The 14,973-nt window shown below is 62.7% G+C and carries 12 protein-coding genes; 7 read left to right on the top strand and 5 right to left on the bottom strand.

Annotated elements, in window-relative coordinates:
- Positions 1 to 174: 174 nt before the first annotated feature.
- Positions 175 to 1,455, bottom strand: a complete 1,281-nt coding sequence (gene urtA, locus NKJ90_RS03685) for an urea ABC transporter substrate-binding protein (protein ID WP_245266607.1) — start codon at positions 1,453 to 1,455, stop codon at positions 175 to 177.
- A gap of 341 nt (positions 1,456 to 1,796) precedes the next feature.
- On the opposite strand from urtA, the gene NKJ90_RS03680 reads away from it, so the two are divergent.
- Entirely contained in the window at positions 1,797 to 2,210 is a 414-nt protein-coding gene (locus NKJ90_RS03680; protein WP_023759341.1) for a hypothetical protein, read from the top strand.
- Positions 2,211 to 2,286: 76 nt separating this feature from the next.
- Here the strand turns inward: NKJ90_RS03680 and cckA are convergent, their stop codons facing one another.
- A complete protein-coding gene (gene cckA / locus NKJ90_RS03675; RefSeq protein ID WP_352485679.1) occupies positions 2,287 to 4,860 on the bottom strand; it encodes a cell cycle histidine kinase CckA in 2,574 nt (857 codons plus the stop codon).
- 223 nt (positions 4,861 to 5,083) lie between these two features.
- Between cckA and NKJ90_RS03670 the strand changes: the two genes are divergently transcribed.
- Positions 5,084 to 5,827: a hypothetical protein gene (locus tag NKJ90_RS03670; RefSeq protein WP_352485678.1), complete on the top strand. Its 744-nt coding sequence runs from the start codon at positions 5,084 to 5,086 to the stop codon at positions 5,825 to 5,827.
- A gap of 203 nt (positions 5,828 to 6,030) precedes the next feature.
- On the opposite strand, the gene dksA is transcribed toward NKJ90_RS03670, so the two are convergent.
- A complete protein-coding gene (gene dksA / locus NKJ90_RS03665) occupies positions 6,031 to 6,447 on the bottom strand; it encodes an RNA polymerase-binding protein DksA (protein WP_023762932.1) in 417 nt (138 codons plus the stop codon).
- A 332-nt stretch (positions 6,448 to 6,779) separates the two neighbouring features.
- Here dksA and NKJ90_RS03660 point away from each other — a divergent pair, with 332 nt between their 5' ends.
- The 4 genes from NKJ90_RS03660 (at position 6,780) to NKJ90_RS03645 (ending at position 10,620) form a co-directional block, all read left to right on the top strand.
- Positions 6,780 to 7,283 carry a SixA phosphatase family protein gene (locus NKJ90_RS03660; protein WP_023762931.1) on the top strand — a complete coding sequence of 168 codons (504 nt, stop codon included), beginning with the start codon at positions 6,780 to 6,782 and terminating at the stop codon, positions 7,281 to 7,283.
- A 62-nt stretch (positions 7,284 to 7,345) separates the two neighbouring features.
- Positions 7,346 to 8,824, top strand: a complete 1,479-nt coding sequence (locus tag NKJ90_RS03655) for a YcjX family GTP-binding protein (protein ID WP_023762930.1) — start codon at positions 7,346 to 7,348, stop codon at positions 8,822 to 8,824.
- Positions 8,821 to 9,930: a YcjF family protein gene (locus NKJ90_RS03650; RefSeq protein ID WP_023762929.1), complete on the top strand. Its 1,110-nt coding sequence runs from the start codon at positions 8,821 to 8,823 to the stop codon at positions 9,928 to 9,930. The genes NKJ90_RS03655 and NKJ90_RS03650 overlap by 4 nt, the downstream gene beginning before the upstream one ends.
- 135 nt (positions 9,931 to 10,065) lie before the next feature.
- Entirely contained in the window at positions 10,066 to 10,620 is a 555-nt protein-coding gene (locus NKJ90_RS03645; protein ID WP_352485676.1) for a hypothetical protein, read from the top strand.
- A gap of 90 nt (positions 10,621 to 10,710) precedes the next feature.
- Here the strand turns inward: NKJ90_RS03645 and NKJ90_RS03640 are convergent, their stop codons facing one another.
- Both NKJ90_RS03640 and NKJ90_RS03635 read right to left on the bottom strand, forming a co-directional pair.
- On the bottom strand, positions 10,711 to 11,919 hold the full coding sequence (locus NKJ90_RS03640; RefSeq protein ID WP_023762927.1) for an MFS transporter: 1,209 nt from the start codon (positions 11,917 to 11,919) through the stop codon (positions 10,711 to 10,713).
- Positions 11,920 to 11,978: 59 nt separating this feature from the next.
- The gene (locus NKJ90_RS03635; protein ID WP_031261382.1) at positions 11,979 to 12,965 is read right to left on the bottom strand and encodes an AraC family transcriptional regulator; all 987 of its coding nucleotides are present in this window, start codon (positions 12,963 to 12,965) and stop codon (positions 11,979 to 11,981) included.
- A 160-nt stretch (positions 12,966 to 13,125) separates the two neighbouring features.
- Here NKJ90_RS03635 and NKJ90_RS03630 point away from each other — a divergent pair, with 160 nt between their 5' ends.
- Entirely contained in the window at positions 13,126 to 14,961 is a 1,836-nt protein-coding gene (locus tag NKJ90_RS03630; RefSeq protein ID WP_023762925.1) for a monovalent cation:proton antiporter-2 (CPA2) family protein, read from the top strand.
- Positions 14,962 to 14,973: the final 12 nt, after the last annotated feature.

The raw sequence follows: 14,973 nt of genomic DNA, 5'->3' as shown, positions 1-14,973 counted from the left end.
ACCGGCCGCCCCTTTAAACACCCCCCCCGGCCCGGCGCGCCGAATCGTGCGTGGCGTATGACCCCCACGGTTCTTTCTATGTGGCCCGCCGCCCGCCTCCCGCAGGCGCGGGCCACGCGCGCGGTCTGACTAGATCAGCCCGGGTCATGGACCTACGGTCCAGCCCGGGGAGGATCAGTTCGTTCCTTTGCCGCCGCACTTCCCGGTGGCAACGTTGAAGTTGCCGCAGGACAGAGGCGCGCGCCAATCGGAGATCAGATCCTTGGAGTCAGGCAAATAGTCGGACCATTCGTCGCCCATCACCAGGCCCGGCGTGCGGGAGACGGTTTCGAACTGGCCATCGGCCTGGATTTCACCGATCAGCACCGGCTTGGTGATGTGGTGGTTCGGCATCATCGTCGAATAGCCGCCAGTCAGGTTCGGCACCGAAACGCCAACCATGGCGTCGATGACCTTGTCCGGATCGGTGGTGCCGGCCTTCTCGACCGCCTTCACCCACATGTTGAAGCCGATGTAATGGGCCTCCATCGGGTCGTTGGTGGTGCGCTTGTCGTTCTTGATGAACTTGTGCCAGTCGGCGATGAACTTCTTGTTCTCAGGCGTGTCGATGCTTTCAAAATAGTTCCAGGCGGCGAGATGGCCGACCAGCGGCGCGGTGTCGAGACCGGCAAGCTCTTCCTCGCCGACCGAGAAGGCCATGACCGGGATGTCTTCGGCCTTGACGCCCTGGTTGCCGAGTTCCTTGTAGAACGGCACGTTGGCATCGCCGTTGACGGTCGAGACGACGGCGGTCTTCTTGCCGGCCGATCCGAACTTCTTGATCGCGGAAACCTCGGTCTGCCAGTCGGAGAAGCCGAATGGCGTGTAGTTGACCATGATGTCTTCCGCTGCGACGCCCTTGGCCTTCAGATAGGCTTCGAGGATCTTGTTGGTGGTGCGCGGATAGACGTAGTCGGTGCCTTCGAGCACCCAGCGCTTCACCGAACCGCCGTCCTCGCTCATCAGATAGTCGACCGCCGGAATGGCCTGCTGGTTTGGCGCCGCACCCGTGTAGAACACGTTGCGCTCGCTTTCCTCGCCCTCATACTGGACGGGGTAGAACAGGATGTTGTCGAGTTCGCTGAATACCGGCAGCACCGATTTGCGCGACACCGAGGTCCAGCAACCGAACACCGCCGCAACCTTATCCTTCGAAATCAGCTCGCGTGCCTTTTCGGCGAACAGCGGCCAGTTGGAAGCAGGATCGACGACGACCGCCTCCAGCTTCTTGCCGAGCAGGCCACCCTTGGCGTTCTGCTCGTCGATGAGCATCAGCATGGCGTCCTTCAGCGTCGTTTCCGAAATCGCCATGGTCCCCGACAGCGAATGGAGAATGCCGACCTTGATGGTGTCGTCAGCCGCCTTGGCAGGCGCGGAGATCAACAGGCCGGCGGCAACCACGCTCGCCGAAAACATTTTTGTTATTGTCGAGAAATTACCCCTCATATTACAGACTCCCAAGCTGGTTGATTGCACCGCAACACTACAAAGCAACCCCCATGCCAATCGCTGTGGCGGCGCCGATGGGGGCGAAAAATCGAGCATTGCCAGCGCGTTGGGATTTTAGGCTTACAAAGAAAAAGAGAGCCGCTCAAAATTGATTGAGAGAAATTTGCGCAGACCCGCGACTATCTGCCCAATTTTCGCTCAATGTTCCCAATTGCCTAGATTTTGATCTTCATAGGGGTATCGCAAACGACCGATGTTGCGGCGCCGTGCAAAAATAGGGCAAGCTCGCTCCGCAAACGAGCGACGTCATGGTTTCAGGCATTTCACGCATTTTTACCAGCATATTGATTCTGGCGGCAGCAGGCGGAGCCGCGCGAGCCGACTTCAGCGACGGCAAGCTTCCGGACGGCACCTATCGCTGCGAAGTGTACCTGCTTGGCATGTTCCTCAACCTCGGCGACATCACCATCAAGGGGACTGTCTACAGCGGTCCGTTCTACACCGGCCTCGGTACCCTCGCGACCGCGCAGCAGGGTTACAACTATCAAATGGACGCAAACGGGGTGATCTCCTGGCTCGGGCCGTTGGGTGGCTATACCGCCGGCGGAAACTCGCTGTCGCTGACCCAGGCAACGCTGGACGGCCAAGGCACACCCTCCTTTGACATCATCATGAAGCAGCCCGACGGCGCCTTCACCGCCTCGACCTGTACGAAGAACTGAGATGCCAAAAAGCGCGGAACCCTGTTGGCTCCGCGCAGAGGGCCGTGTTGCGCACAGGCAAGAACATAGGGAAGTACTAAGACTCCAGCATGTCCTTGACGATCGTCGCCAGTTGCTTGAGCGAAAACGGTTTTGGCAGGAAGCCGAAATGCGCGTCGGCCGGCAGGTTTCTGGCGAATGCGTCCTCCGCATAACCGGACACGAAGACAAACTTGATGTCCGGCTGGCGCTTGCGCAGTTCGCCAAGCAGCGTCGGCCCATCCATTTCCGGCATCACCACGTCGGAAACGACGATGTCGACCTTGCCGCCCAGCGCCTCGAACACTTCCAGCGCCTCGACGCCCGAAGACGCCTCATGCACGGTGTAGCCGCGCGAGGTCAGCGCCCGCATGCCGCCCATTCGCACGGCATCCTCGTCTTCGACGAGCAGCACAGTGGCCGAGCCCGATAGATCCTTGGCCGCATCGGCGATCTTCGCCGGTGCTGCCGGTACATCGTCGGGGTCGCCCGCCTTTTTCAGTTCCGCAACATGACGCGGTAGGAAAATGCGGAAAGTCGACCCTTTGCCGACCTCGGAATCGCAGTAGATGAAGCCACCGGTCTGCTTAATGATGCCATAGACCATCGACAGGCCAAGGCCGGTGCCCTTGCCGACTTCCTTGGTGGTGAAGAAGGGCTCGAAGATCTTCTTCAGCACGTCGGGCGCGATGCCGCTGCCGGTGTCCTCGACTTCGACCACGACATAGTCTGCCGGGGTGAGTTCGCGGTAGGAAAAGGCCTTGCACTCCTCAGCAGTCACATTGCGGGTGCGCACGGTGAGATCACCACCCGCCGGCATGGCGTCGCGTGCGTTGACAGCAAGGTTGACCACCACCTGCTCGAACTGCCCGATATCGACCTTGACCGGCCACAGGTCGCGGCCATGGTCTACCTTCAGCTTGATGTCGTTGCCGACCAGGCGGGCCAGCAGCATCCTGAGATCGGCCAGCACGTCGGTCAGGTTGAGCACTTCCGGCCGCAATGTCTGCTTGCGCGAGAAGGCCAGCAACTGCCGCACCAGCGACGCCGCCCGGTTGGCATTCTGCTTGATGTTCATGATGTCGGGGAAGGACGGGTCAGACGGACGGTGGTTGGTCAACAAAAGGTCGGATGCCATGATGATGGCGGTCAGCACATTGTTGAAATCATGCGCGATGCCGCCGGCAAGCTGGCCCACCGCCTGCATTTTCTGGCTTTGCGCCATCTGCCCTTCGAGGGCTTTCTGCTCCGTCGTCTCGACGGCATAGACGATGGCCGACTCCTCGGCGCCCTCGCCGCCGGTCCCGTCGGCGACGGCGTTGACGTAGAATCGAATGTGCCGCTCGTCATTGCCGGGCAGAAGCGTGTCGATCGGCTCGATATCGGCCTGCCGCTGCTGCGCCTTTTCGAAAGCAGCCGCGAAGGCCGGCCGGTCGCGTTCATGGATCACCGTGTCGAGCCGCACTCGGCGATCGACGGCGTCGCGATCGACGACGGTCGAGAACAGCGACAGGAACGGCGCATTGGTGCGCAGGATGCGCCCGTTGTGATCGACGCCGGCTATCGCCATCGGTGTCGAGTTGAAGAAGCGGGTGAAGCGCACTTCCGAGGCCCGCAAATCGGCAGACGAGTCCTCGCCTTGCGTACGGTTGAGCACGATCGTGCGTGTCGGCCCGTTGAGGCCTTCGCGGCTGGCCGAAACGCGATGCATGAAGCGCACCGGAAGCGCCTCGCCCGTCATCGTCGTCAAGTCGAGATCGATGACCGCGTTGCGCGTTGTGCCGGGATCGGCCTTGACCGAACGGACCAGCGCCATGCCGTCGCCGGCCACGATCTCGGCCAAGGAGACCGCACCGGGCGTGAAGCTGGTGAGGTCGATGCCCAGCCATTCGGCCAGCGTGGCGTTGATGTAGGTGACGCGACCCTCCTGGTCGGCAGAAAAGAAACCGGCCGGCGCGTGGTCGAGATGATCGATGGCCTGCTGCAAATCGAGAAAGAACCGCTCCTGCTCGGCCCGTTCCTGGGAGATGTCGGCAAGCTGCCAGGCCAGCATCGGCAGCCGCTGGCCTGGAACACTGAAGGTGCGGGCGCGCGCCCGGTACCAGCGGGCGCCCGGATCGGCTCCGGGCCGAATGGATTGCGCGAGCCGAAACTCGCCGTCGCCCGGCTGGCCGTCGCGCAGGCCGGACGCCAGGCGATAAATCGTCACCGAAGCTTCGGGGACATCCGAGAGCAACCCCTCGACTGTCTTCAGGTCGGCCGCCGACGACGCTCCGGTCATGTCGGCATAGGCGCGATTGGCATAGACGACACGGCCTTTGGTGTCGGTGACGAGAAGGCCCTGCGACATCGAATCGACGAAGGATTTCGACAGTTCATCACCTGTCGAGCGCGGTGTCACCTGCACGAAGCCGATCGCCGTGGCAAACAGGAAGCCGACGCCGATCATCGCCAGCACGCCGAGCATACCGAGCAGAAAAGGATCGCCGAGCCGCTCGCGGAAAAGGCCGAAGACGATCGCCGCCCCCGTCAGAACGACGATGAAAATGATGAGCCGGGTGACCGCGCCTGGTCGCGTGTTCTGGTCGACGATCGGTACCGGATAGAAATCGCCGCGCGCTTCCTTGGCCATGTGCCCCCTGCTCGTGAATTCCGGTGTTCCGACCACCCGCCCCTAGCGGGTTGAATCACATTCTCCTAGTCCCGAAAAGGCCTGGGCGGCAAATGTCCGATAAAAATGATGTCTTCCGGCCCTTGGAGTTTTCAAGCTGTTCACCAGCGTGAAACGTAACTTGCGGTGGCCCGCCGCAACGGTCTAGTGTCACGTCTCTTCCAAGGGCAATCAGGGGAAACCGATGCAATGGCTGGATAGCGTGGCGGGCCCCGGTTATGCCGCAGCATTGTTGTGGACGTTTGCAGCACTTGTCCTGCTGGTCATCGTTCTCGTCATCGTCAAACTGGTGCGTAATCTGACGTTCGGAACCTTCGTTGCCGGTGGCCGGAACCGCAAGACACGGCTGGCCGTCATGGACGCCACCGCCGTCGACAGCCATCGTCGGCTGGTGCTGGTGCGCCGGGATGACATCGAGCATCTGCTTTTGATCGGCGGCCCGACCGACCTCGTCGTCGAGCGCGATATCCGTCTCTCGGCGCCGCGCCGTCCGGCCTTGACCGGAGACAGCGGCTTGCAGCCGGTCCCGGCCGCCGCGGCCCCGGCGGCAAGGCCGCGTCCGCCGCAACCCGCTCCATCGCCGGCGAGACAGGCACCCGCTCCGCAGCCGGTGAATGCGGTGCCGCCGGCCCGCCCACGCCAAACAGCACCGGCACCTGCGCCGAGGCCGGCGGCGCAAAGCTACCAGCCGACCAATATCACGCCGCTGCCCGCCTACGGATCCGCGCCTGCCAATGTCGCCCGGAATGCACCACCGCCGCCACCTGCGCAGGACAGCATCGACGACACGCTGATGAGGGAACTCGAAGTATCGCTCCATCAGCCCCGTTCGGCCGGCCCGGCCGGCAAACCGGCGGCGAAGGAACCGCAGTCGCTCGATGATGAAATGACCAAGCTTCTCGGCGAACTCTCCAGCCAGAAGCGATGAGCGGCCGCTGAGCCATCCCGCGCGAAAATCGTACCCGGTTCGACTGCCGGACCCCTTTTCGGGGGCTTAAGAATCAGGGCCTGCGCTTCGACGGTTGTAGATTTCGACCGCTTTGAACGTGCCAACAAAAATGGCCGGAAAACCGGCCATTTCAAACTCAACGTCAATCATGGCGGCTGGTTGTGCGCCGCCGGCCTCGACCCTCAGTCGTCGCGGTAGACTTTTTCGCGGCGCTCATGCCGCTCCTGCGCTTCGATCGACAACGTCGCGATCGGACGCGCATCGAGCCGCTTCAGCGCGATCGGCTCGCCGGTCTCTTCGCAATAGCCATAAGTGCCTTCGTCGATGCGCTGCAAGGCCGAATCGATCTTTGCGATGAGCTTGCGCTGACGATCGCGGGCCCTGAGTTCGATGGCGCGGTCCGTTTCCGAAGAGGCGCGATCGGCTAGATCGGGGTGGTTAGCGTTTTCTTGTTGCAGGATTTCCAGTGTTTCGCGCGCTTCGCGCAATATGTCGTTTTTCCAGGTGACGAGCTTTGAGCGGAAGTAGGATTTCTGCCGCTCGTTCATGAACGGCTCGTCTTCGGAGGGTGTGTAATCGGCGGTAACGATGTCGTTCATTCGACTCACCCAAACTGCCCCAAATTTGGCGCCTATATATTCGCCGTCCGACGCCTGCACAAGCGCAATCGGCCGCTGTCTCACGCAATTGTTAATGCGCGCCGGCGCGCGCCTTTGCGGGGGCGTACGCTCGTTTTGACACCAAACTTCGCTGTGACACTTTGGATCCGGTAAAACATGCTGTCGCAATATCGCCTGTGCTTTTCGACCCAGGCCAACCACCTTTTGCTGCGCCGCAGCATGGTGATTCGCTGTAGTCGAGGAACACGGGCCATTGTGCGCAATGCCGTTCTCGTGGCTAATCCTGGGAGGCTTCGGCATTCGGAGGTTGGGTGAGCAGGCTGTATCTGTTGCGACATGCGAAGGCTGGCTGGGCACTGCCCGGCATGCGCGATTTCGATCGCCCGCTCGATGCATCGGGCCGCAGCGACGCCGAAACGATGGGCGCCGCCATGCGCTCCCGCTCCTATGTTCCGGACCTGACGCTGTGCTCCAATGCCAAACGCGCCAAGGAGACGCTGGAAGGCCTGGCCGGCCAGACCGACACCGGCCGGGTCCTGTTCTTCGACACGCTCTATAGCGCGGACGCCACCGGCTACCTCCATCTCATCCGCGACAATGGCGGATCGGGTTCGTTGCTGGTCATCGGCCACAATCCGATGACAGAGGATCTCGCCATGGCGGTTTCGGGCGACGGCGACGAGACGGCACGGGCAACGCTCAACCATGGGTTCCCGACCTCGGGCCTGGCGGTCGTCCGCTTTGACGGCGATCTTGCCAAGGCCGCCCAGGGCACCGGCTATCTCGAAGCGTTCCTGACTCCGGCCGATCTCTGAGCCATTTCAAAGCCTGTTTGCAGGGCCTATATCGGACACAAGCAAGCCCGAGAGATCACATTTTGGCATCATCGCTGACCACCTTCACCGACGAGGCGAGGATTGCCCTCGACACGCTGTCGGGACGCGCCACCGGGCTTTTTTCTCCATCGTTGCGCCTCGGCGTGACCGGATTGTCCCGCGCGGGCAAGACTGTGTTCATATCGGCCCTTGTCCACAATTTGATCCATGGCGGGCGCCTGCCGTTGTTTGCCGCGCAGAAATCAGGACGTATCGCTCGCGCCTTCCTCGAGCAGCAGCCGGACGACGCGGTGCCGCGCTTCCAGTACGAGGATCACATCGCCGCGCTGGTCAGCGACCGCGCCTGGCCCGATTCCACGCGCGCCATTTCGGAACTGCGGCTGACTATCGAATATGAATCGGCCTCAGGCTGGAGCCGTTTGTTCTCCTCCGGCAGACTGTCGATCGACATCGTCGACTATCCCGGCGAATGGTTGCTCGATCTGCCGCTGCTGGGCAAATCCTTCGCCGATTTTTCGCACGAAGCCTTCGAAATGGCCGTCCTGCCTGTGCGCGAGGACCTGTCGCGGGCCTGGCGGGCGCTGTCGGCGGAGATCGATCCGAATGCCGATGCCGACGAGATGGCGGCGCGCCGCCTGGCTGAGAGCTTCGCCGCTTATCTGAAAGCGTGCAAGCTCGACGAACGGGCGCTTTCGACCTTGCCGCCCGGCCGTTTCCTGATGCCCGGCGATCTCGAAGGCTCGCCGGCACTAACCTTCGCGCCCCTGGCAGGGATTGGCGACAAGCGTCCGCGACCCGGGTCGCTGCACGCCATGATGGACAGGCGTTACGAGGCCTACAAGACGCATGTCGTCAAACCGTTCTTCCGCGAACACATCACCCGCCTCGATCGCCAGATCGTGCTGATCGACGCCTTGCAGGCGCTGAACGCCGGTCCCGGCGCCATGGCCGACCTGGAGCGCGCGGTGACCGAGATTCTCAGCTGTTTCCGTCCCGGCCGGGGCAGCTTCCTCGCCGACCTGTTCTCGCGGCGCATCGACCGCATATTGGTTGCCGCGACGAAGGCCGATCACCTGCACCACGAAAGCCATGACCGCCTGCAGGCGATCGTGCGGCGGCTTGCCGACCGCGCGGTGGCGCGCGCGAATTTCACCGGCGCCGATGTCAATGTCGTCGCCATGGCAGCGATGCGCGCGACCCGCGAAGGCACCGTCAAGCAAGGTCGAGAGACGTTGCCGGTCATCATCGGCACGCCGATCGCCGACGAGAGGATCAATGGCGAAACCTTTGATGGAAAGACGGAAACAGCCATATTTCCTGGTGACTTACCGGAGAAAATTGATGCGGTGTTCGATGTTTCGGGCCCCGATCACAAGCAGGACCCTGCGGACCCGGCAATCCGCTTCGTCCGTTTCCGTCCACCAAAGCTCGAACGCACGGCCGAAGGTGTCACGCTGTCGCTGCCGCATATCAGGCTCGACCGTGCCTTGCAGTTCCTGATCGGAGATCATCTGGCATGACCGCGCCCCGCAAGCCGGCAGCATTCCGCATCGAGCCGGAAGCCACATCGAGGCAATCGGCCCCTGAGCCGCGCAACGCCCAGGCCGAAACTCGTGCCCAGACCGACACCCAGCGCAAACCCCGCGCGATGAAAACCGATGTCGCGATGATCATACCGGCGGAAGTCGACGTCTTCGACGAGCCCGACATCATCGCCGCAGAGCCGCCACCAGCGATCGCCCCCAGAAAACGCTCACTGCTCGGCAGCATCTTCTTCGGCGCTTTTGGCGTCCTGGTCTCGCTGGCCGTCGGCCTGTGGACCGACCAGCTCATACGCGACCTCTTCGCGCGCGCCGAATGGCTGGGTTGGCTGGCCGCGGGCATGGCTGCCATCGCCGTGCTGGCGCTTGTGGTGATCCTGATTCGCGAATTCCTGGCGATCGCCCGCCTCGCCGAGGTCGAAAAACTGCAGAAGCGGGCGCTCGATGCGATCGCGCGTGACGATCCCAAGGCAGCACGATCGGTCGTCGACGAATTGTCGGCCTTTGTCGCGGCCAAACCCGAGACTGCGGCCGGCCGGCGCGCGCTGGCCGAACTGCGCGGCGAAATCATCGACGGCGGCAATCTGGTGCGCCTGGCCGAAGCCGAGATTCTCGGCCCCCTCGATGCCAGGGCGAAGGTGATGATTCTCGAGGCCGCCAAACGCGTCTCGCTGGTGACGGCGGTCAGCCCGCGCGCACTCGTCGACGTCGCCTATGTCGTGTTCGAGGCCGGGCGGCTCATTCGCCGCCTGTCGGAACTCTATGGCGGACGGCCGGGAACGCTGGGTTTCTTCCGCCTGGCGCGCAGCGTGCTGGCGCATCTGGCGGTTACCGGCTCGATCGCGGTCGGCGACAGTTTCGTCCAGCAAATCGTCGGCCACGGCCTGGCGGCGCGCCTTTCGGCCAAGCTTGGCGAGGGCGTCGTCAACGGCATGATGACGGCGCGCATCGGCATCGCGGCGATGGAAACGGCGCGCCCCCTGCCCTTCAGCGCGGCGAAGCGTCCCGGACTGGGCGATTTCCTCTCCGCGCTGACATCGTTTGCCACCAGGAAAGGCGGTGAAACTGCCCCGCCTGGCAAGTGAGCCGGGCCGGAGCGTTTGGACCTTCGGAATTGTTACCGGACTGCTTTGTGGCGGCACCGTAGTGACGAAGCATTAACCAATCTTGTTCATGGTCAGACGGGTTCCAAACAGCCTCTTTGTTGCCGGGTGTCGTCGATGAAAAGTGTAATTCTGTCCAGCCTCCTGCCCCTGGCAACCGTGATCACTACAGTCGTCGGCATTGCCGGAGCGGCCGCCTCGGCAGAGCCGGACAAGCAATTCTTCCAGTCGGCCGAAGGCAAATGGATCGGTCCCGGCGAAATCGTCGCCGGCAAGTACAAGGGCACCAAATTCAACTGCAGCTTCACCGGCTCAACGCCCGACGGCAAGGTCGGCATGTCGCTCGACGGCGGCTGCCGTGTCGGCATGTTCACCCAGCAGATGTCGGCCAAGATCGAACGTAAAGGCCGCGAGGGCTACAAGGGCAGCTTCATGGGCGGCGCGAGCGGCTCCGGGCTCGACATAATCGGCGGCAACGTGGTCGATCCCCACAAGGTGGTCTTCACGATCAACCGCAATCAGTTGCGCGGCGTCATGCAGGCCCGCATCCCCGACGACAATTCGATGACGGTGACCATTGCGGTGCGCGTCGACGACCAACTGGTGCCGGTGATCGGCATGAGCCTGAAGCGCGTCGACGCCGTGGAAGTCGGCTCCATCGCGCCGAACTGATAAATCGTCGATCGCTGAAAGCAAAAGAGGCGGCGATCCCATGGTCACCGCCTCATTTTAACAGCTAGTTTAGGTCAGCTAGAGCAAGGTTCAGCCGCGAGGCTGTAGCAGCGCCAGCAGGGCCGTCGCCGCCGCAAGGACAGCGGTCAGAGTCAAGGGCGCCGTGGCACCATAGGTGTCCACGACATAACCACCGACAACCGCGCCGACCGTGATGGCAACCTGGAAAGAGACGACCATCAGGCTACCCGCCGCTTCCAGCGCATCAGGCGCCGCACGCGACAGATTGGTCGGCAGCACCACCGGCCCCATGCCGAAGGCGAGGCCCCAAAGTGTAACGAACCCGAAGGCAACGCCGATGTGCACGCCCCAAAGCACCAATGCCAGCGCCGCAAACGCCATCAACGCGGCGGTCACCACGAGAGCAATGCGGATATTGGCGTCGGCCATGCGGCCGCCGGCAATATTGCCAATCACGGCGGCGATGCCAAATCCGAGCAGAGCCAGGGCAATTGGCCCGGTTGCAAGGAGCGTCACCTGTTCGAGGAAGGGACGCACATAGACAGAGCCAGCAAAATGCCCTGTCATCAGCAAGACAATGGCAAGCATGCCGAGTTGAATACCACGCCGCCGTGTCAGCCGAAATACGTCTGCAAGACTGTTGCTTGCTGCTGAAGGCAAGGTCGGCAGGCTAAGCAACTGCAAAAGCATGGCAATCACGGCCAGCCCCGCCGTCATGGCCATGGCGCTGCGCCATCCCAGCCAGTCGCTGATCAACGCACCCATCGAGGGCGCGGCAATGGTGGCGAGCGAGACCCCGAGGGTGACGATAGCCATGCCTCGACCTGTCGCATTGGCGCCGACCAGCCTTGCAACGACAGCAACCGAAAGTGCCCAGAAAGCGCTGAGAGCAATCCCCAGTCCGGCCCTGCCTAGCAACAACAGCCAGAAATTGGGCGCCAACGCTGCAAGAATATTGGAACCGACCGCCAAGGCCATGAGGCCAACCAGCACCGTCTTGCGGTTCAATCGGCCGATGAGAACATTGCTCAACATGGCCGTCACGGCGCCGACGGAGGCGGTGGCGGTGACGACCTGTCCAGCCGTCCCCTCGCTGATGCCGAGATCACGCGCCATTGGCGTCAACAGACCTGCCGGCAGGAATTCGGCTGATACAAGGGCAAAGCTGGTGGCCGCCAATGAAAGGACCGCGAACCAGGTGGCCGCGCTCCACGCGACCGGCGCGTCGGCATCAAGGCCAATCGCGGCATCTTCAAGCTGTAATGTTGTGTCAGTCACTGAAGGATCTCCAAGGTTTAGAGATCTTCATAGACGAGTCCTTCCGGATGATATGTATCTCAAAATCCGAAATTCATGTCTATTCGTCCGGAAATTGTGCGACGCACAACGCCCGGCGAGACATTGGTGATGCGCTTGAACGCGCGAGCGAAGGATGCCTCGGAATCATAGCCCAAACGGGTAGCGACTTCGGCAACCGACAAGCCGTTTTGCTCCAGCAACTCGCGGGCAAGCTGCATACGCAGGCGAGCGAGGTAGCGTGCAGCACCCTCCCCCAATACAGCGCTGAAGCGCTCGGCGAAAATCGAGCGCGATTGGCCTGCCACGCCGGCGAGGCTTTCCAGCGTCCAGTTACGGCCGGGTTCTCGGTGCATTGCTGCCAGCGCGCGGCCAATATGGGGATCGCGGATGGCTGCGAGCCAACCCGTGGTCGAGGCTCCCGAGCAATTGACCCAGCAGCGGATGAGCCGGGCTGTCAGCAAGTCCGCCATACGCGACAAGATGGTGGCGCTGCCCATCTGCGGATGTGCGGCCTCCGCCGTCATGGCCGCCAGCAAAGGACCAACGACCGAGTCATTGCCAGCCACGTCGCAACCCTTGATGATAGGCGGCATCAACGAGATCAATGGGTTAAGCGCACAGGAGCCCAAGGTCATGGAGCCGCAGAAAAGGGTGCTCGTCGCGCCCGTTCCTTCCCGCACCACCTCGCAGACGTTGCCCCCCAACTCGATCACCTGGCAACCCTGGAGCGAGTCGCCTGCAACATCCGGCGCACTCGCCAACCGATGGGCGATGCCTTGCGGCAGCAGCACCAGATCGCCATTGCGCAACTCCTGCCAGCCTTGCGCTTCGGTATGAATCCAGCATGGACCATGGCCGACAAAATGGAAACGAAGCAGCTTTTGTTGCGGAAAGTCTATGCTCCATGGATGCCGGAGCTCGCAGCGGCCATAGTTGACACCACTCAAGCGAAAGTCTTGCAGAACTTCGCTAAGCGCGTCCATCGGGATGTGCGGCAACGACGGGCGGGACGAATAGTCAGGCATATGGCTGATATAGATGCCGAACGTCCGGCAGGCAAGCGGAGACCGCTGTTCCACCAAGGAAATCGCGTCAACGGCACCTACCCTTCCTGTCAAGCTTTGTGCCCTTGCCTCCCGCTCCCGGTGCATGCAAGGAGTGCTGTCAGACACAGGGAAAAGAGGCATGGCGGCGGAAGCATCGGGCAGCGAGCTTATTCAGGTGGTGGCGCTGCTTGCCGCGGGTGTCGTCGCGGTTCCGATCTTTAAACGCATGGGACTGGGCTCGATCCTCGGCTATCTCGCCGCCGGTGTGGTGATCGGTCCGTTCGGTCTCGGCGTCTTTTCCGAATCGGAAGCCATTCTTCACGTCGCCGAACTCGGCGTGGTGATGTTCCTGTTCATCATCGGATTGGAAATGCAGCCGTCGCGGCTGTGGGGCCTGCGCCGCGAGATTTTCGGCCTCGGCGCCCTGCAGGTCGGCGTCTGCGCGCTTCTGCTGACCGGCGTCGGCGTGGCGGGAGGATTTCCGATCGCGCAATCCTTCGTAGCCGGCGCCGGCTTCGTGCTGACCTCGACGGCGATCGTCATGCAGCTTCTCGAGGAGCGCGGCGAAATCGCCACGCCGAAAGGCCAGCGCATCGTATCGGTCCTGCTGCTCGAGGATTTGGCCATTGTGCCGCTGCTGGCACTGATCGCGTTCCTGGCGCCCGGTGGGGCCGACACCAGCCTGTCGGAGCGGCTGACGGAGGTCGGCATCGGCCTCGCCGCGATCGTCGGCCTGGTAGTGGCCGGCCGCTATCTGCTCAATCCATTCTTCCGCATCCTGGCGGAAGCCCGTGCCCGCGAGGTGATGACGGCGGCAGCACTTCTGGTCGTTCTCGGGTCCGCGCTCGCCATGCAGCTCAGCGGCCTGTCGATGGCGATGGGCGCCTTCCTGGCCGGCGTGCTGCTGTCCGAATCGACCTTCCGCCATCAGCTCGAAGCCGACATCGAACCGTTCCGCGGCATCCTGCTCGGCCTGTTCTTTCTCGCGGTCGGCATGTCACTCGACCTGCATGTGGTCGCCGCGAACTGGCGGCTGATCGCCATCTATGTCGTCGCCTACATGGTGATGAAGGCGTTCGGCATCTACATCGTCGCCCGCATCCTGAAGTCAGGTCATCGCGAAGCCTTGGAGCGCGCGGTCTTCATGGCGCAAGGCGGCGAATTCGCCTTTGTCCTTTACTCGTCCGCGGCGGCGGTCGGTATCATCGACGGCAACGCCAACGCGACGCTCACGGCGATCGTCATCATCTCCATGGTGCTGACACCGCTGGCGATCATCGCGCTGCGCTATCTGACGCCGCGCGACGAACAATCGCTCGACGGCGTCGATGTCGCCGATGGCCTGACCGGCAGCGTGCTGATCATCGGTTTCGGCCGCTTCGGGCAAATCGCCAGCCAGCCGCTGCTGCTGCGCGGCATCGACGTCTCGATCATCGACAATGAGGTCGAGATGATCCAGGCGGCGGCCGATTTCGGCTTCAAGGTCTACTATGGCGACGGCACCCGGCTGGACATCCTGCATGCCGCCGGCGCCGGTCGGGCGCGCGCCGTACTGATCTGCGTCGACAAGCCGGATGCCGCCGTCCGCATCGCGCAGCTGGTCAAGGCCGAGTTTCCTCTTCTGACGGTGCTGGCGCGGGCCTTCGACCGCGGCACCGCGCTACAGCTCATTCGCGCCGGCGTCGACTACCAGCTGCGTGAAACCTTCGAGTCGGCGCTGGTCTTTGGCGGCTCGGCGTTGGAATCGCTTGGTGTCGATCCCGAAGACGTCGCCGAAGTGATCGAGGACGTGCGGCGCCGCGACACCGCCCGTTTCGAGACGCAACTGGCTGAAGGCGTCCGCGCCGGACAGCGCTTCCTAAAAGGCAATATCGGCACGCCGATTCCGACGCCGCTCTCCACGCCGCGCCGCGCTGGCCAGGCGCTCAACGAAGAGACGGCTGGCGTGCTGCACAAACCCGAACCCGCCGACTGAGCAAGGAATTAG

Origin of the sequence: Mesorhizobium sp. M0051 (assembly GCF_040323235.1) — a bacterium.
Lineage (GTDB): Bacteria > Pseudomonadota > Alphaproteobacteria > Rhizobiales > Rhizobiaceae > Mesorhizobium.
Note: the sequence above shows the minus strand (reverse complement) of the source record. Positions and strands in the feature narration are given on the sequence as shown.